Here is a 17,683-nt window from a genome sequence, read left to right as displayed (position 1 = left end):
GTCACGGCTGGGCGAGGGGGTTGTCGACCAGCCCGTGCATGACGTCGAACTCGGCGTCGCGTTCGGCGCGCTCGTGGAAGCCGCCGCCCATCAGCTGTTCGCGGTTGAGGGCGACCCGGCCGACCCTGGGCGCGAGGAGGTCGAACATCGCGAAGCGGTCGGCCAGTTCGGGGAAGCGCTCCTGGTAGGCGAGGACCTGCTCGCGGGCGAGCCGCCACAGCTGTTCCCCGGGTACGCCCAGCTGGCGTTCGACGATGTCGGCGAGGAACCGCAGGTGGCCGGCGCAGATCGCGGACAGCACCGAATGGGCCAGCTCCTCGGGCTTCCACCGGTGCAGGTCCGAGCGCACGTGGGCGGGGATCTCGGCGTACTCGGGCAGGTCGAAGGGGAGGAGTTCGACGTCGGAGCCGAAGTCCTTCAGGGCGACGCGTACGGGGGTCTCGGCGCTGTCGAAGACCAGCACGACGTTCTCGCCGTGCGGGGTGAACGAGGCCCCGTAGCGGTGCAGGTAGTGCAGGACCGGTGGGAACAGCGCTCCCAGGAACCGCTCCAGCCACACCTGCGGCTCCAGCCCCGAGCGCTCGACCAGCTCGGTCACCAGCGCCCGCCCGTCGGAGCCCTCCAGGAGCAGACAGGCCATGGTGCGGGCCCGCTCCCCGGGGGCGAGGTGGCCGTGGATCGGCTCGCGCCAGATCGTGCCCAGGAGTTCGTGGAAGCGGTAGGGCGCTTGCGGCATCTGATCGAACACGGGGTGGGGGACGGTCACTGAGGCGCGCTCCGCGAGCATGATCACCCCGGTCTCGGTGAAGTACGGGTCGCGCTCGGCGAGCGAGCGCAACCAGGTGCTGGTGTGCGGGGCGCACCCGGTCTGGGTCCCCGAGAGTCCGCGCCACACCAGGGTGTTGCGGATCATCAGCGGCACCTTGACGTTGAGGCGGTCGGGCCGGTCCAGGTTCATCAGGGTGCGGATGGACTGGAAGGGGCGGTAGCGGTCCCGGCTCAGGCCGAGCCGCACCACCCGGCCGAGGGCGATCTCGGAGGCGAACAGCGGGGCGACCACCTCGTCCCACTGGAAGGGGTGGACCGGCATCCAGAGGAAGGCGTCCGGGTCGCCGCCGCGCGCCCGCACGGCCGCCGCGAACCCGGAGCGCTGGTCCTCGTCGAGTTCGCGTGCGAGCAGGCCGTGCCGTTCGGTGTCGGCCATGGACTGGAAGCCCCCGAGGTCGGGGTGGACCGCGATCCACACGAGGTGGAACGCGCCCCGGGCCTCGGGGGTGTAGCGGGCGGCGTCGGCCGCGGAGAACCCCAGGCGGCCCTTGTTGACGAAGATGCAGGGGTGGCCGGTCTGGTGTCCCTCCAGGTCCTCGTACGGGAGGTCCGCGAGATCGGCGGCGCCGAGGGCGGAGGAGATCAGCCGGGCGTCGGCCGCGTGCGTGGCCAGGAGGTCGCGGACCACCTCGGCCAGGGAGTCGCCGGGCAGGCCCACGGTGGCCTGCGCGTCGGTGACGAACAGGGAGGGGTCCCAGGCGGGCTCCTCGCCCTCCCGGGTGCGTCGGACCAGCGAGTCGGGGTCGACGTGCCAGGAACCGAACCCGCCCCGGCGCGCGGTGAAGCCGTAGGAGACGCCGCCGTCCACGGCCAGTGTCCAGGAGGGGGAGGATCCGGGGACGGTGTTGGACGCGGCCTCGGGAACCACCATCTCCTCGTAGGCCATCTCACTGACCATGTGGGCGAGCAGGCGCCGCCCGGCCCGGCGCCAGGTCTCGGCGTCGGTGGTGGCGGGGTCCGAGGGATCGGTGGTGGCGGGTGCGGTCTGGGTCAAGGGGTTCCCTTCCGTCCGGTGGTCGGTCGGTGTGGTGGACTGGCTGGTCACCGGCGCTCCTCGCCCGGCACGCCGAAGGTCTGGTAGGCAGTGCGCTCGGGGAGCCGGTACACGGTGCGTCCGGTGAGGCTGTTGAGGATGGTGGCGGCCCTCCAGGCACCCAGCCCCAGGTCCGGGGAGCCGACGCCGTGGGTGTGCAGCTCGGCGTTCTGCACGTGAACGGGGGCGGACAGCGCGGGGTCGGTCTCCAGTCGGTGGTCGGGGCCGACCACGTGGCGCCCCCGCGCGTCCGTGCGCAGGAACTTGGCCACGGGCGCGAGGAATGCGGGTGCCCGCTGGACGTACCCCGAGGCGGCCACCACGGCGTCGGTGCGCACGGTGAACGCGCGCCCCTGCTCACGGTGGCGGAAGCGCAGTTCGTAGCCGTCCCCCTCGGCGCGGGCGCCGACGAGCTCGCACTGGGCCGCCAGGGACGCGCCGACCTCGCCGCCGCCGATGCCGCGCTCGTAGAGCACGTCGTGGATCTCCGCGATGGTGTCGGCGCTGACGCCCTTGTAGAGCTGCCACTGCTCGGGCACCAGACGGTCCCGTACCGGCTCCGGCAGGGCGTGGAAGTAGGCCGTGTAGTCGGGGGTGAAGTGCTCCAGGCCGAGCTTGGAGTACTCCATGGGGGCGAAGGCGGGCGAGCGGGTCAGCCAGCGCACCCGGGTGTCGCGGTGGTCGGGGGAGCGCAGCAGGTCGAGGAAGACCTCGGCGCCCGACTGTCCGGAGCCGATCACGGTCACGTCGCCCGCCCCGGCCAGCGCGGCCGTGTGGTCGAGGTAGTCGGCGGCGTGCAGGACGCGTGCGCCCTCCAGCTCGCGCAGGGGTTCGGGCAGCACCGGGGCGGTGCCGATCCCGAGCACCAGGGCGCGTCCGCGCACGGCCTCACGGGATCCGTCGGCCCGGGTGTACTCGACGGTGAACACGTCGTCCTCCGCGCGCACCGCGGTGACCTCGGCGTCGAAACGGCAGGAGTCCAGGCTGCGGGCCACCCACCGGCAGTAGTCGTCGTACTCGCGCCTGGGCACGTGGAAGTGCTCGGCGAAGTAGAAGGGGAACAGGCGGTCGTGTTCGCGCAGGTAGGAAAGGAACGACCACCGGCTGGTCGGGTCCACCATGCTCACCAGGTCCGCGAGGAAGGGCACCTGGAGGCGGGCCCCCTCCAGCAGGAGCCCGGGGTGCCAGGAGAAGTCCGGGCGGGCCTCCAGGAAGCGCGCGGACAGCCCGGGGACCGCGTCGGAGAGGGCGGCCAGGGCGAGGTTGAACGGGCCGAGACCGACCCCCACGAGGTCGTGGACGCGGGGGCCGTCGTGCGGGTGGGTCAACGGGACTCCTCGGGGACGGTCCGCTCGTCGGCGCCCGCCTTGGCCACCTCGTCGAGCAGCGCGGCGGTGTCGTCGGCGGTCGTGTCGGGGTTGAGCAGGGTGAGCTTGAGCCACACCCGTCCGCGCACGGCCGTGCGGCCGACCACGGCGCGGCCCCGTTCGAGCAGGTGGCGGCGCAGGCGCGCGTTGACGGTGTCCGAGTGCTCTCCGGCGCGGTAGCGGAAGACCACCGTGGTGAGGCTGGGCGTGGCCAGGAGTTCGAACTCGGGACGGGCCGTGACCAGGGCGGCGGTCTCCAGGGCGAGGTCGTGGCAGGCCTCGACGAGTCGGCCGAGCCCGTCGGTGCCCAGGGCGCGCAGGGTGACAGCGATCTTGAGGACGTCCGCCCTGCGGGTGGTGCGCAGCGAGTACCCGAGCAGGCTCGGGTAGCCCGCCTCCTCGTCGTCGGCGGGGTTGAGGTAGTCCACCGAACGTGACAGGGGCGCGAACAGGGCGCGCTCGCGGGTGAGGAGCACTCCGGCGGCCACCGGCTGCCAGCCGAGCTTGTGCAGGTCCAGGCTGACCGAGTCGGCGTTCGCGATCCCGGTGAGCAGGGCGCGCAGACGCGGGGAGAACAGTGCGCCGCCACCGTAGGCGGCGTCCACGTGCAGCCACACGCCGGACTCCCGGCAGACACGGGAGACCGCGTCGAGCGGGTCGACGCCGCCCAGGTCGGTGGTGCCGGCGGTGGCGACCACGGCCACGGCCGTGTCGCCGTCCGCGCGGACGCGTTCGAGGGCGGCGCGCAGTGCCTCGGGCCGCATGCGGTGCCGTTCGTCCACCTCGACGGTGACCACGGAGTCCTCGCCCAGCCCGAGGAGGGCGGCGGAGCGCTGCACGGAGAAGTGCGCCACCTCCCCGCACAGCACACGGGGCCGGGCCGTCCCGGAGGTCCCGGTCAGCCCGTGGCGGCCCGCTCCGGGCAGGGCGTGGTCACGGGCGAGGAGCAGGGCGGTCAGGTTGGACTCGGTGCCGCCGGAGGTGATCACGCCACCGGCGCCGGACCCGTCGTAGCCGACCAGTCCGGCCAGCTCGGCCACCACCTCGGTCTCCAGGGCGGTGGCGGCGGGTGCCTGGTCCCAGGAGTCCATGGACTGGTTGAGGATCGAGGCGACGGTGTCGGCGGCGACCGCGACGGCCAGGGGCGGGCAGTGCAGGTGCGCCGCGCAGTGGGGGTGCGCGGGGTCGGCGGAGCCGAGGGCCAGGGCGTGGGTGAGGCGTTCCAGCACGGCCTCGGCGGAGACGTCGGGTTCGGGGAGGAGGGGGCCCAGCGCCGCGCGGACCCGCTCGGCCACCTCGGCGGGGCCGTGCGCGGGCAGCGGGCCGCCTCGGAGGGAGGAGCCGCTGGCCAGTGACTCGGCGGCCCTGCCCACGAGGGCGGCGACCGTGGCGGGCCCGCCGGGGGCCCCGGCCAGCCGTGCGGCGAGGAGGGGAACGGGCGGGTCAGTCTCGCTGTCACCGGAGGTGCTCATGGTCAGAGTCGTGTCACTCTGTGTGATGGGCATGGGTGTCGGGCTCCTGTGGGTCCGGGTGCGGAACGCGCGGGGCGGGTGGGGGTGCGGCGGCCGTTCCGGGGTGCTGCCGTGCCGGACGGTTCGGAGGAGGAGCCGCGGTGTCGGGCGCGCGCCATCGGTGGACGGTGCGGGCCGGGTCGAGTGGGGTGGGGTCGGAGCGCGTTCCCGGTCAGGGGCGCAGGGGCAGGACCAGACCGTGGTGCCTGCGCCATCCCGGGTGCGGGGCGACATCGCCCACGTGCCGCCAGTCGTTGGCGAGGAAGAGTTCCAGGGCGCGGGTGTTGCCCTCGGCCACCAGTGCGGCGGCCCGCTCCTCCCGGCGGCCTCCCATCAGCAGGGTCAGGGCCCGGCGGGCCACACCTCGGCCGCGGAACCGGTCGTGGACCAGGACCTCGCACAGGGCGAGGGTACGGCCGGGGTGCTCCCGGGCGGTCTCCTCGGCGTCGACGCCGGGCCGGGGCTCGAACCCGTCCCACCAGCCGGTGGTGGCGGGGAGGGTGTACCCGTAGGCGAATCCGGCCAGCTCGCCGTCGACCCGGCAGGCCGTGAGGCGGAAGCCCGGCCGGGAGGCGCTGAACGCGAGGCGTTCCCCGAAGGTGGGGTCCCGGTGGTCGGGCAGGTGCAGTGAGGCGGCGTAGACCGTCTCGTAGGCCTCGACCCAGGGTTGCGGGTCGGCCTGGACGTCGTGGCCCCGGAGGTTCTCCAGGTGCCACTGGACGTCCGGTGCTGGTTCGGCCGTGGGAGCGGGTGTCACGGGCATCGGGGGCGTTCCTTCGTCGGGTCCTCGGGGTGCCGCGGGGGAGTGAGGTGTGTCGCCGGAGCGACTGTGGTGTTGCGGTTACGTGATGTGGCCGGGTTCAATTAGGGCAGGCTAACCTAATCAAGTCAATGCCCGGATGGAGTGCTCAAGTTCACGTTTGCGGGCGGGTCCGGCGGGTGTCGACGGTCCGCCTCGGAGCCCCCGGATGCGCCAGGAACGCGGGCATCGCGAACTCGTGGCCGTAGGCGCCCGCGTTGGGGAAGACCAGCACGTCACCCGCGCGCAGCGCACCCACGCGCACGTCCCTGGCCAGCACGTCCTCCGGCGTGCACAGCTCGCCCGAGACCGTCACCGAGACCCCCTCCACACCGGGGCGCGGCAGGTCCCGGGGCCAGTCCCCGCCCTCCACGACCGCGAAGTTGTGCCTGATCTCCCAGGAGGTGGGCAGCTGGAACTGGTTGATGCCGCCGCGCACCACCGCGAAGTGCTCGCCGTAGGCCGACTTCACGTCGGTCACCCGCGCCGCGTACCAGCCGGTCGGCGCCGCGATCCATCGGCCGGGCTCGAACACCACCTCCACACCCGGGTCGGGCAGCGCGGCCAGGGCGGCGCCCAAAGCGGTGAGGTCGAACTCGCCGTCACCCTCCTCGAAGGGAACGCCGAGCCCGCCGCCCACGTCCACCACGCGCAGGTCCACGCCGTGCCGCCTGGCCGTCTCCGCCGCCCACTCCAGGCACCAGAGCACGTAGGCGGCGTGTGCCACGGCGTCGGTGTTGCCGCTCACCGCGTGGACGTGGAACCCCACCAGGTCCAGCTCGGGCAGGGACATAGCGGCCGCCACCGCCTCCGGTACACGGGGCTCCGGCAGCCCGAAGGGGCTCGGCGCCCCGCCCATCACCAGGGACCCGCTCACCGGTACCCGCTCGGGGTTCACGCGCAGGGTGACCGGGAGCACGACGTCCGCCGCCCGGGCAGCGGCGGCGGCCCGGCGCAGCTCCAGTTCACTCTCGACGTTGACCACCACGTCGGCGCCCCGCTCGGCCCGCAGCCGGGCCAGACCCGACAGCATCTCCGGGGTCTTGCCCGGACCGCTCACCGCGATCCGCTCGCCGGGCTCGGCGCCCCCGCCGACTCCTTCGCGCCGGTCACGTTCGCGCAGTGCCGCCAGCGCCGTGCGGGCCTCGCTCAACGACGCCGCCTCGAAGCCGTCCACGGCCTCGGACAGGTGGGAGAGCACCGGGGCGAACCCGTTGGACTTGACCGCGAAGTACACCCGGGCCCACTCCGGCAGGGCCGCGCGCAGGGTCCGCACCCGGTCGGCGGCCAGAGCGGGGTCGTAGACGTACCCGGAACCGGGGGAGTCGGCCAGTTCCAGGGCGGCCACGCGGACCGCCTCCGGGAGGGCGTCGGGGGACAGGGCGGGGGTGTGCTCGAAGGAGCGGGGCGGTTCCATGGTGGTGCCCTTTCGGCGTGTCAGGGTCCGCGCACGGAGCGTGCGCGGGTCAGGGCAGGGAAAGGGGGCCCGGAGCCCGGGCCCCACGGGGGATGGTCAGTGCCGCGGGTCGACGTCGAAGACCTCGGCCACGTCGTCGAGGACCGCGTGCGCGGAGATCAGGCCCACGCCGGACATCCAGTAGTCGTCGTCCACGTCGGTCTTCTCGCCCTCCAGCTGGTCCCAGAGGGGGTTGGTGACGTAGTCGTCCTTGGACTCGTCCACCTCGCCCGCGCCGTCGTCGTAGGTGGCCACCAGGATCCGGTCGGCCTCCAGGTCGAGCAGGCGCTCGGGGCTGTGATAGGTCGCGATCTCCTCGGAGTCGGTCTCGGTGTGCTCGCTGGCGGGCAGACCCAGGTCGTCCAGGATCACCCCGATGTAGGAGTTGCGCGTGTACAGCCGCACGCCCTCGGCGTCCCCGGCGAAGCGGACCACGGACACCGTGGGAGCCCCTCCGTCGTGGGCCTCGGTGATCTCCTCACCGATGGCGGCCGCGCGGTCCTCGAACTCGGTGATCAGGCGCTCGGCCTCCTCGGCCTGGCCCATGGCCTCACCGGTCAGACGCAGGTTGTCCTTCCAGGAGACCCCGGTGTCCTCGGACATGACGGTGGGAGCGACCTCGGTGAGCTGGTCGTAGGCGTCGCCGTGGCGGACCTCGGCGGACAGGATCAGGTCGGGCCGGGTCTGCGCGACCAACTCGGGGCTCATCTCCCAGAGCAGGCCGACCGACTCGGCCCCGTCCGCCCCGCCGGTGTTCCAGTCGCTCTCGACCAGGTACTCGGGCAGCCCGTCCTGGTTCTCCGCGATCTGGGTGTAGCCCACCACGTTCCCGCCCAGGGCGAGGGTGGCGTCCACGTACGTGGAGTCCAGTGGCAGTACCCGCTCCGGGGCGGCGGGGATCTCGGTGGAGCCCAGGGCGTGGTCGACCGTGAGCGGGAATCCCTCGGCGGTCCCGCCGTCACCGGAGCCGTCACCTCCGTCGGCGTCCTCTCCGGGACCGGCCGCGCCGCAGGCGGTGAGCAGTGCCAGTGAGGAGACCGCCGCCAGAGCGGCCATCCCCGAGCGGCGGGGGAGGAGGTGGTGGTTCATGGTGGGGGCTCCCGGAGGGGTGTGGGCGGTCCCGGCGCCGCTCCGTCGAGGTTGCGCGACGAGCTGCCAGAACTTGACGAACGGTCGGACGGGGTGACTCTCTGGTGTGAACCGTGGCAAACTTAGATCATCCAAGTGTGGCTAGGCAAACCTAACTTAGGTCTGCCTGGCCTTTTGTCTGAGGGGAGACCGGGTGAGCCGGAGCACAGGCCCGACCCAGGAAGCGGACGGAGCACCACGCCCCCGGGAGTCGGCGCGCTCCGCCGTCGACGCCCGGAGATCACGCCGCCTGGCCGGTCTGGGACTGCTCACCCTGCTGCTCGCCGCCGCCCTCGCCGCCAGTGTGCTCGTGGGCGCCCGCACCCTCGACCCCGTCACCGTCTGGCAGGCCCTGACCACCGGTGCGGGGCCCGAGGCCGACACGATCGTCAACGAGATCCGCCTGCCCCGCACCGTGCTCGGCCTCCTGGCCGGAATCAGCCTCGGCCTGGGCGGCGCCCTCATGCAGGGCCACACCCGCAACCCCCTGGGCGACCCCAGCATCCTCGGGGTGACCTTCGGCGCCGCCCTCGCCGTCGTGGCGGGCATCCACTTCTTCGGCGTCACCGCCCTGCACACCCAGGCCTGGTTCGCCTTCGCCGGGGCGGGCGCCGCCGTGGTCCTGGTGTACGCGGTGGCCTCGGTCCCCGGGCGCGGGCCCACCCCCGTCACCCTGGCGCTCGCCGGGACCGCCATCAGCTGGATGGCCTACTCGGTCGCCTCCGGGCTGGTCCTGCTCGACCAGTCCACCATGGAGAACTTCCGGTTCTGGCGGGTCGGCTCCCTCTCCGGCCGCGACCCGTCGATCATCCCCCAGATGATCCCCGTCGTCCTCGTCGGCGCCGTGCTCGCCCTGGCCAACGCCCGCGCCCTGAACGCCCTGGCCCTGGGCGAGGACACCGCCCGCGCCCTGGGGTTCCGGGTCGGCCGGGCCCGCCTCGTCGGCCTGGCCGCCATCACCCTCCTGACCGGAATCACCGTCGCGGCCTGCGGGCCCATCGCCTTCGTCGGGCTCATCGTCCCGCACCTGGCGCGGGGGATCGTCGGAGCCGACTACCGGTGGCTGATCCCCTACTCGGCCCTCATGGGCGCGGTCCTCCTGCTCTCCGCCGACATCCTCGGCCGGTTCCTCGCCCCGCCGGGCGAACTCCAGGTCGGGGTGGTCCTCGCCCTGGTCGGCGCCCCCTTCTTCATCCACGTCGTCCGCCGCCGGAGGTTGTTCGCCCTGTGACCGCCACCCTCGACTCCCCGCCCCCGCGCGATCCCCTGGCGCGCCGGGCCCGGGCGATCAGCCTCGGCCCGGTCGCGATCCCGCTCCGCCCGCGCCTGGTCGCCGTCGCGGCGCTCACCTCTGTGGTGGCCCTGGCCCTGACCGGGCTCAACCTCTCCGTCGGGGACGTCTTCGTCGCCCCGGGCCAGGTGTGGGCCAACGTCGTCGGCACCAGCTATGACGAGTACTTCACCATCTGGCGCGTGCGGATGCCGCGCGTGGTGGTCGGTCTGCTCGCGGGCGCCGCGCTGGCCGCCGCCGGTGCCATCACCCAGGCGATCATGCGCAACCCGCTGGCCAGCCCCGACCTGCTCGGGGTCACCCACGGTGCCAGCGCGGGCGTGGTCGCGGTGATGGCCTTCGGCGGCAGCTACGGGATCGTCAGCGGCCCGCTCGCCCAGATCGGGGTCCCCGCGCTCGCGCTGATCGGAGGACTGGCGGCCGGAGCTCTCTGCTACGGGCTGGCCTGGCGCGGCGGTATCGACGGCTTCCGCCTCCTCCTGGTGGGCGTGGGCGTGTCCACCGTCCTGATGAACGTCACCCTCTGGATGCTCACCCTCGGAGAGGTCAACGACAGCGGCCGGGCCATGGTCTGGATCGCGGGCAGCCTGTCCATGCGCACCTGGGCCCACGCCCTTCCGGTGGCGGTCGCCCTCGCCGTCCTGCTGCCGCTGGCCCTGGTCGGTGCGCGCACACTCGACGCCCTCTCCTTCGACGACGACGTCACCCGGGGCCTCGGCGTGCGCGTGGAGGCCGCCCGCACCGGCATGCTCGTCCTGGCCGTGCTGCTCGCGGCGTTCGGCACCTCGGCGGCCGGACCCATCCTCTTCGTGTCGCTGGCCGCCCCGCAGATCGCCCTCAGACTGGGCCGCTCGCCACGCCCTCCCGTCCTGCTCTCGGCCCTGGTCGGGGCCGCCCTGGTGGCCGGTGCCGACCTGGTGGCCCGTAACCTCTTCGGCACCGTCCAGCTCCCGGTCGGCATCGTCACCGGCTGCCTGGGCGCCCTCTACCTCGTGTACCTGCTCGTCCGCGGCAACCGAAAGGTCCAGGCGTGACCACCGAACAGACCCACCCGAGCCCGCTCCCGGACACGGCTCCGGCCACGGTCGAGGCGTCCCGGGCCCGGCTGAGCGCCCGCGGCCTCACCCTGGCCTACGACGAACGCACCATCGTCGACGGCCTGGACGCCGACATCGTCGAGGGCACCGTCACCTGCGTCATCGGACCCAACGGGTGCGGGAAGTCCACCATGCTGCGGGCCCTGGGCCGCCTCATGCGCCCGCGCGCCGGTGTGGTGGAGCTCGACGGCCGGGACATCCACCGGGTGCCCACGCGGGAGGTGGCGCGGGTGCTGGGGGTCCTGCCGCAGCAACCGACCGCCCCCGACGGCCTCACCGTCGCGGACCTGGTCGCGCGCGGCCGCCACCCGTCCCAGACGTGGTACCGGCAGTGGTCGGGCGACGACCACCGGGCGGTGTCCGCAGCCCTGGAGCGGACCGGCCTGCTGGAGCTGGCGGACACCCCGCTCCAGGAGCTGTCCGGCGGCCAGCGCCAGCGGGCGTGGATCTCGATGGTCCTGGCCCAGGGCACGGACCTGCTGCTGTTGGACGAGCCCACCACGTTCCTGGACCTGGTCCACCAGGTGGACGTCCTGGACCTCGTCCGCGACCTGCACCGGCAGGGCGGGAGCACCATCGTGATGGTCCTGCACGACCTCAACCTCGCCGCCCGCTACGCGGACACCCTCATCACCATGCGCGACGGCAGGGTGGTGGCCAGCGGTACGCCCGCCGAGGTGCTCACCCCGGAACTGCTGCGCGAGGCCTTCGACCTGGAGGCCGTCGTCACCGAGGATCCGGTCTCCGGAGGTCCGCTCGTGGTCCCCGTGGGCCGCGCCGGACACTGACTCCGGGGAGACCTCCGTGACACAAGTGGCATGACACATGTGGTCAGACCGGTAGAAGACACCCACGCCCCCGGGCGAGGCATCTGGACGAGATGGAGCGGGTAGGCGAGGATCACCACAAGTGGTCCGACGGTGCGTGTTCGTACGACTTTGCAGGGTGATGCCCCCGGGCGTGCCTGGGGAGTTGTCGATGCGTTCACCCGGGTTTCACCATCGCGTGTGAAAACTCGGCCAAGGTCGTGAGCGACCAGGCAGGACCTCCTGCACGATCGCTGTCGCGCCCCTGAGCGGAGCCCCGCAGCCCGACGGGGCGCGTGAGCGGTCACGATCCCCGAGGAGAACGTGTGACCCCATCCGCGCCCCGCCGCCGACTCCTGCCCCTGCTAGGAGTCGGAGGAGGCCGTTCCCCCAAGACCTGCGAGTACCGGTGCGGGAACGCCTGCTTCCACCCCGCTCCCAACAAGAGCGACAACGCGTACTTCGGTGACATCTTCCAGGGTGTGCTCTCCCGGCGCACCGCGCTCAGGGGGGCGGCGGTCGGCGCCGGAGCCGGCGCCCTCGGCCTGGCCGCCCTGAGCCCGGCCACGGCGGACAGAGGCCCCAACCGCCCGCACCCTTCGCCCCGCCCCACCTTCAAGAGCGTCCAACCGAACAACCTCGACGCGGTCACCGTCCCCGAGGGCTACGACCACCACGTGATCGTGCGCTGGGGCGACCCCGTCCTGCCCGACGCCCCCGAGTTCGACTTCGACGACCAGACCGCCGAGGCCCAGGCGAAGCAGTTCGGCTACAACTGCGACTACGTCGGCTTCCTTCCGCTGGACGACGACAGCGGCCTGCTGTGGGTCAACCACGAGTACACCAACGAGGAACTGATGTTCCGCGGGTACTCCGACGGGGCGGACGCCGACCCCGAGTGGATCCGCGTGGCGATGGCCGCGCACGGCGGTTCCGTGGTGGAACTGGACCGGGTGGACGACACGGGCCAGTGGGTGCTCGCCGACGGTGACCGTCCCTTCAACCGGCGCGTCCACCTCGGCACGGAGTTCCGGCTCACCGGCCCCGCCGCCGGGGACGAACTGCTGCGTACGGAGGCCGACCCCGAGGGCACACGGGTCATGGGCATGCTCAACAACTGCGCGGGCGGTACCACCCCCTGGGGCACCATCCTCAGCGGTGAGGAGAACTACAACCAGTACTTCGTCTCCGCTCCCGACACCGCGCCCTACGCCCGCTACGGGTTCTCCACCAGCCGCGGCGGCCGTCGCTGGGACCGCGTGGACGAGCGCTTCGACCTCTCCAAGCACCCCAACGAGGCGCACCGCTTCGGCTACATCGTGGAGATCGACCCGCACGACCCCGACTCCACCCCGGCCAAGCGCACCATGCTGGGCCGCTTCAAGCACGAGGGCGCCAACGTCAACCTGACCGAGGACGGCCGTGTCGCCGCGTACATGGGTGACGACGAGCGCTTCGACTACATCTACAAGTTCGTCAGCGCCAAGAAGTACGTCGAGGGCTCCCGTAGGCACAACATGACGCTGCTGGACTCCGGCACGCTCTACGTGGCCCGCCTGGAGGGCAACAGCCCCTCCGAGGAGATCGACGGCACCGGCGCGCTGCCCTCCGACGGCGAGTTCGACGGCACCGGCGAGTGGATTCCGCTGTGCACCGACACCGAGAGCTTCGTGGAGGGCTTCTCCGTGGCGGAGGTGCTGATCCACACCCGCCTGGCCGCCGACCGGGTCGGCCCCACCAAGATGGACCGCCCCGAGGACTTCGAGCCCAGCCCGGTGACCGGCAAGGTCTACTGCGCACTGACCAACAACAGCGCCCGAGAGCCCGGCCAGGCCGACGAGCCCAACCCGCGCGGCCCCAACAAGTTCGGGCACGTCCTGGAGATCATCGAGGACGGTTCGGACTCCGCGGCCACCACGTTCACCTGGATCGTGCCGATCGTCTGCGGTGACCCCGAGGACGAGTCCACCTACTTCGCCGGGTTCGACAAGTCCAAGGTCATGCCGATCTCGGCGCCCGACAACGTGGCCTTCGACAAGCACGGCAACCTGTGGATCTCCACCGACGGCCAGCCGGGGACCCTGGGCATCAACGACGCCCTGCACGTGGTCCCGGTCGAGGGCCGCTTCCGCGGTGAACTGCGGACCTTCGCCACCGTCCCGGTCGAGGCCGAGACCTGCGGCCCGCTGATCACCGAGGACCAGAAGACCGTCTTCCTCGCGCCGCAGCACCCGGGCGAGAACGGCTCGGTCGAGCAGCCGACCAGCGTCTGGCCGGACGGGGACTTCCCCCGCCCGTCCGTGGTGTGCGCCTGGCACAAGGGCGGCCGCGACATCGGCAGCTGATCACCGCACCCAGCGGGTGCGACCGGGCCGCGTCGGCCCGGAGCGGACCACCGGCCCCGGTTCCCTCCGTCGTGGGGGAGGAACCGGGGCCGGTTCCTCGTGACGCTGTCTCAGAGGACCCGTTCGAAGCACAGTGAGCCGGGCGCGTCGGCGTAGGCGCCGAAGGCGGCGATGGGGCCGTAACCCGCCTTCGTGTAGAAGCGCACGGCGTCCGGCTGGCGGTCGCCGGTCTCCAGGCGCAGGGACGTCCATCCCCGCTCACGGGCCCAGTCCTCCAGGGTGCGCAGCAGCGCCCCGGCCACGCCCGAGCCCCGGTTCTCCGGCCGCACGAACATGCGCTTGACCTCGCCGAGCCCGTCGCCCAGGTCCCGCAGGCCGCCGCAGCCCACGGCGGTGCCGTCGTCGTCGCGCACCAGCGCGAACACCGCGATGTCGTCGGCGGAGGGCGGGGTGCCCGGTTCGGAGTCCGGGGTGGCGTAGCGGGCGGCGATCTCCCGCCGCTGGCCGAGGCGGAGGGCGACGGCGTCGGGATCGTCCCAGGGGACCAGTGTGACGTTCATACCGCGAGCCTGCCCCGCGCGTGTTTCCGCCGTGTGAAGCGCTGGCCGTGCCCTCTCACCTGGTGGGGGCCGGGTCCTCAGGCCTCGGGGTCGGTCAGGGCCTCGCGCATCACCCGGAACTTCGACTCGGCCTCGGCCACCTCCGAGGCCGGGTCCGAACCGGCCACGATCCCACCGCCCGCGTACAGGCGGGCGTGGGCGCCGTCCACGTGGGCGCAGCGCAGCGCGATGCCCCACTCGGAGTTGCCCGCGCCGTCCAACCAGCCCACCGGCCCGGCGTACCCGCCCCGGTCCATGCCCTCCACCTCCGCGATGAGGCGCATCGCCGTCGCGGTGGGGGTGCCGCCCACGGCCGCCGTGGGGTGCAGGGCCGCCACCGCGTCCAGGGCGGACACCCCGGCGGAGAGGCGGGCGTGGGCGCGGGTGGCCAGGTGCTGCACGTTGGCGAGCTTGAGCAGGTGCGGCCAGGCGGGGACCACCAGCTCCTCGGAGAGCGGTTCCAGGGCGGTGCGCAGGGAGTCCACGGCCAGCCCGTGCTCCTCGACGTCCTTGGCGGAGGTCAGCATCTCCTGGCCCAGGCGGTGGTCGTCCTCGGCGTCCACGCCCCGGGGGCGGGTCCCGGCCAGGACCAGGGAGGTGAGCTGGTCGCCCTCACGGCGCAGCAGGAGCTCGGGGGTGGCGCCGACCATGCCGCCGACGGAGAAGGTGAAGCAGGCGGGGAAGCGGACGCGCAGCCTCTCCAACAGCACGCGCACGTCGACGGGGGCGTCGGCGTCGGCGAAGGAGTCCCGGGCCAGCACGGCCTTCTCCAGCTGGCCGGCGCGGATGCGCTCGACCGTTCCGGCCACCGCGTCCATCCACTCCTCGCGGGTCAGCGACCCGGGGCGCCACCGCACGGGGCCCACGGGGCGCGGCACGGAGTTGGGCCTCAGCAGTTCCTCGGGATGGGTGCCGCGCTCGTCGGTGACGGTGGTCAACCAGGTGCGTCCGCCGCGACGGCCCACGACCACGCGCGGCACGATCAGCGTCGAACCGGCCGAGGTGGGCGCGAACGTGAACGTGCCGAAGGTGACCAGTCCCGTGCCGGGCAGGTCCACCTCGTCCTCGACCTCGGCCCGCTCCAGCAGGGCGTCGAACCAGCGTGCCGCCCCGTCGAACCGGGTGGTGTCGGTGGGCGCGGTGCCCTCCGGCAGCGGGGCGCACTCCCACCGGGCGGCCTCGCCCCAGCCCACGATGCCGTCGTCGCCGGTCAGCCAGGCGAGCGGCACTCCGGCGGGAAGACGCCGGACCAGACTGCTGTCGGCGCGGTCACGCAGGGCGACGGTGCGGACGAACAGCTTCCTGGCGTCGGGGTTCGGATGGCTCGGCTTCTGGGGGTGCGGCACGGCGTTCACGGGACTCGATTCTAGGACCTGGCCTGGGACGTTGTGTCCTGGGTCGGCCCCGTCAGGGCGTTTCGTCGCGCGCCCGCACCCTGGAGCGAACCCGGCCGCGGGGGAGAACTTTGCCCGGACGGGGGTGTGGCCAGCCGGGAGGCGCCTCCACGGCGGTGCTTCGTTGACCTGGCAAAAGATTCCCGTTGAGCACCGTGTGCGACGTTATCCACACAATGGCCGAATCGTGTCCGAAAATTGACATCTTGCTCTACTGTGGTTCGCGGCGTGGCGCCGAGCGGACGGCGACACGCGGACCTCCCGAAGGAGATCTGTTGTTGATGCGTTCGAAGGCACGGGACGTGGGTACGCCGCGCGCCGGAGTGCGATGGGCGGCGGCCGCCGCGGCGGCCACGGTGCTGTTGGCGGGGTGCTCCGCGCAGGAGAGCGGCCCCGAGGCGGGGGCCGAGGCCGCCGTCCCCGGTGGCGAGGGCATCGCCGCGCCCGCCCAGTGCGGGACCGACGGCGACAAGCGTCAGATGCGCGGCGCCTGGCTCACCACCGTCCGCAACATCGACTGGCCGTCCGAGCCGGGCCTGTCCGCCGACGAGCAGAAGGCCGAACTCGACGAGTGGCTCGACGAGTCCGTCGACATGGGCCTCAACGCCGTGTTCCTGCACGCCCGGCCCACCGCCGACGCCGTGTACGACTCCGAGCTGGAGCCGTGGGCCCGCTACCTCACCGGCGAGCAGGGCGGCGACCCGGGCTACGACCCGCTGGAGTACGCGGTGGAGGAGGCGCACAAGCGCGGCCTGGAGCTGCACGCCTGGTTCAACCCGTACCGGGTCGGACTCCAGGACCCCGACGTCGAGAACCTCACCGAGGACCACCCCGTCAAGCAGAACCCCGACTGGCTGGTGGACTTCGGCAAGGAGGCCTACGTGGACCCGGGCAACCCCGAGGTCCGCGAGTGGGTCACCTCCGTCATCATGGACGTCGTCGAGCGCTACGACGTCGACGGCATGCACTTCGACGACTTCTTCTACCCGTACCCGCAGGAGGGCGCGACCTTCGACGACGACGCCACCTGGGAGGAGTACGGGGGAGACTTCGACGACCGGGGCGACTGGCGGCGCGACAACGTCAACCAGCTCATGCGTGACGTGCACGGTCAGATCCAGGAGACCAAGCCGTGGGTGAGCTTCGGCGTCTCCCCGTTCGGCATCTGGCGCAACGACAGCACCGACCCGACCGGTTCGCCCAGCTCGGGCCTGCAGTCCTACGACGCGCAGTACGCGGACACCCGCACCTGGATCCAGGAGGGGACCGTGGACTACGTCGCGCCCCAGCTGTACTGGGAGCGGGGCTTCTCCACCGCCGACTACGAGGCCATGACCGACTGGTGGGCCGACGAGGTCGAGGGCACCGACGTGGACCTCTACGTGGGTCAGGGCGCCTACCGGCTGGGGGAGAGCGGCTGGACCGACGACGACGCGCTGAGCACCCAGCTCGACTACTCGGGTGGGCTCGACGGTGTCGCCGGTGACATCTACTTCTCCATCAAGAGCATGCGCGACAACCCGGACGCGGTGGACCACCTGAAGGAGACCCACTACGGCCAACCCGCGCTGCCCCCGGTGATCGAGTCCCCCGAGGACGACGGCCCCCGGGTCGGCGCTCCCACCGAGGTCTCGGCCGAGGCCGGTGACGGTGGGGTCGAGGTGGAGTGGCAGGCCATCGACGACGCCCGCTTCTACGCGGTCTACCGTCTGCCCGCCGAAGCGGCCCAGGCCCTGGAGTCCGGTGACGACGAGGCCTACTGCGCCGCGCTCGCCCCGGAGAACCTGGTCGGCATGACCGGTGAGCCCGAGCTGACCGACACCGCCCCGCTGGACGACGGCGCGGGGTACGTGGTCACCGCGCTGGACGACTACCGGGCCGAGGGGCCGGTCAGCGAGATCGCCGACGTGCGCGGCTGACGCCCGACCCGGAAGGACCGACGGGCCCGCTCCCCACACGGGGGCGGGCCCGTTCTCGTGTGTCGTGGGTCCACGGCCCGACCCCGCCCGCCTCCCATGGGGCACGTCTG

At 72.8% G+C, this 17,683-nt stretch carries 13 protein-coding genes; 5 read left to right on the top strand and 8 right to left on the bottom strand.

Annotation, left to right across the window (positions count from 1 at the left end; all coding sequences use genetic code 11):
* Position 1 precedes the first annotated feature (1 nt).
* The 6 genes from AC0VYM_RS17985 to AC0VYM_RS17960 all read right to left on the bottom strand — a co-directional run bounded on the left by AC0VYM_RS17985 (position 2) and on the right by AC0VYM_RS17960 (position 8,083).
* Complete coding sequence (locus AC0VYM_RS17985; protein ID WP_475453643.1) at positions 2–1,822, bottom strand: IucA/IucC family protein; 1,821 nt, start codon at positions 1,820–1,822, stop codon at positions 2–4.
* A 47-nt stretch (positions 1,823–1,869) separates the two neighbouring features.
* Positions 1,870–3,189 carry a lysine N(6)-hydroxylase/L-ornithine N(5)-oxygenase family protein gene (locus tag AC0VYM_RS17980; protein ID WP_475453642.1) on the bottom strand — a complete coding sequence of 440 codons (1,320 nt, stop codon included), beginning with the start codon at positions 3,187–3,189 and terminating at the stop codon, positions 1,870–1,872.
* Positions 3,186–4,733, bottom strand: a complete 1,548-nt coding sequence (locus AC0VYM_RS17975; RefSeq protein WP_475453641.1) for a pyridoxal phosphate-dependent decarboxylase family protein — start codon at positions 4,731–4,733, stop codon at positions 3,186–3,188. The genes AC0VYM_RS17980 and AC0VYM_RS17975 overlap by 4 nt, the downstream gene beginning before the upstream one ends.
* 178 nt (positions 4,734–4,911) lie before the next feature.
* Positions 4,912–5,502: a GNAT family N-acetyltransferase gene (locus tag AC0VYM_RS17970; protein ID WP_475453639.1), complete on the bottom strand. Its 591-nt coding sequence runs from the start codon at positions 5,500–5,502 to the stop codon at positions 4,912–4,914.
* Between the two features lie 151 nt (positions 5,503–5,653).
* Positions 5,654–6,955, bottom strand: coding sequence for an alanine racemase (locus AC0VYM_RS17965; protein WP_475453637.1), 1,302 nt, complete (start codon positions 6,953–6,955; stop codon positions 5,654–5,656).
* Between the two features lie 96 nt (positions 6,956–7,051).
* Entirely contained in the window at positions 7,052–8,083 is a 1,032-nt protein-coding gene (locus tag AC0VYM_RS17960) for an ABC transporter substrate-binding protein (protein WP_475453635.1), read from the bottom strand.
* Between the two features lie 193 nt (positions 8,084–8,276).
* On the opposite strand from AC0VYM_RS17960, the gene AC0VYM_RS17955 reads away from it, so the two are divergent.
* The 4 genes from AC0VYM_RS17955 (at position 8,277) to AC0VYM_RS17940 (ending at position 13,661) form a co-directional block, all read left to right on the top strand.
* Positions 8,277–9,353 (top strand): FecCD family ABC transporter permease, encoded by a 1,077-nt coding sequence (locus AC0VYM_RS17955; protein ID WP_475453633.1) that lies wholly within the window; start codon positions 8,277–8,279, stop codon positions 9,351–9,353.
* Complete coding sequence (locus AC0VYM_RS17950) at positions 9,350–10,447, top strand: FecCD family ABC transporter permease (RefSeq protein WP_475453630.1); 1,098 nt, start codon at positions 9,350–9,352, stop codon at positions 10,445–10,447. The genes AC0VYM_RS17955 and AC0VYM_RS17950 overlap by 4 nt, the downstream gene beginning before the upstream one ends.
* Positions 10,444–11,298, top strand: a complete 855-nt coding sequence (locus AC0VYM_RS17945) for an ABC transporter ATP-binding protein (protein ID WP_475453628.1) — start codon at positions 10,444–10,446, stop codon at positions 11,296–11,298. The genes AC0VYM_RS17950 and AC0VYM_RS17945 overlap by 4 nt, the downstream gene beginning before the upstream one ends.
* A gap of 344 nt (positions 11,299–11,642) precedes the next feature.
* Positions 11,643–13,661 carry a PhoX family protein gene (locus AC0VYM_RS17940; RefSeq protein WP_475453627.1) on the top strand — a complete coding sequence of 673 codons (2,019 nt, stop codon included), beginning with the start codon at positions 11,643–11,645 and terminating at the stop codon, positions 13,659–13,661.
* 110 nt (positions 13,662–13,771) lie between these two features.
* On the opposite strand, the gene AC0VYM_RS17935 is transcribed toward AC0VYM_RS17940, so the two are convergent.
* Complete coding sequence (locus AC0VYM_RS17935) at positions 13,772–14,221, bottom strand: GNAT family N-acetyltransferase (protein ID WP_475453624.1); 450 nt, start codon at positions 14,219–14,221, stop codon at positions 13,772–13,774.
* Positions 14,222–14,298: 77 nt separating this feature from the next.
* Complete coding sequence (locus tag AC0VYM_RS17930; protein ID WP_475453622.1) at positions 14,299–15,615, bottom strand: isochorismate synthase; 1,317 nt, start codon at positions 15,613–15,615, stop codon at positions 14,299–14,301.
* A gap of 320 nt (positions 15,616–15,935) precedes the next feature.
* Here AC0VYM_RS17930 and AC0VYM_RS17925 point away from each other — a divergent pair, with 320 nt between their 5' ends.
* Positions 15,936–17,573, top strand: coding sequence for a glycoside hydrolase family 10-like protein (locus AC0VYM_RS17925; protein ID WP_475453620.1), 1,638 nt, complete (start codon positions 15,936–15,938; stop codon positions 17,571–17,573).
* The last annotated feature ends 110 nt before the right edge of the window (positions 17,574–17,683 follow it).

Source organism: Nocardiopsis sp. iso_237 (assembly GCF_056173345.1).
Note: the sequence above shows the minus strand (reverse complement) of the source record. Positions and strands in the feature narration are given on the sequence as shown.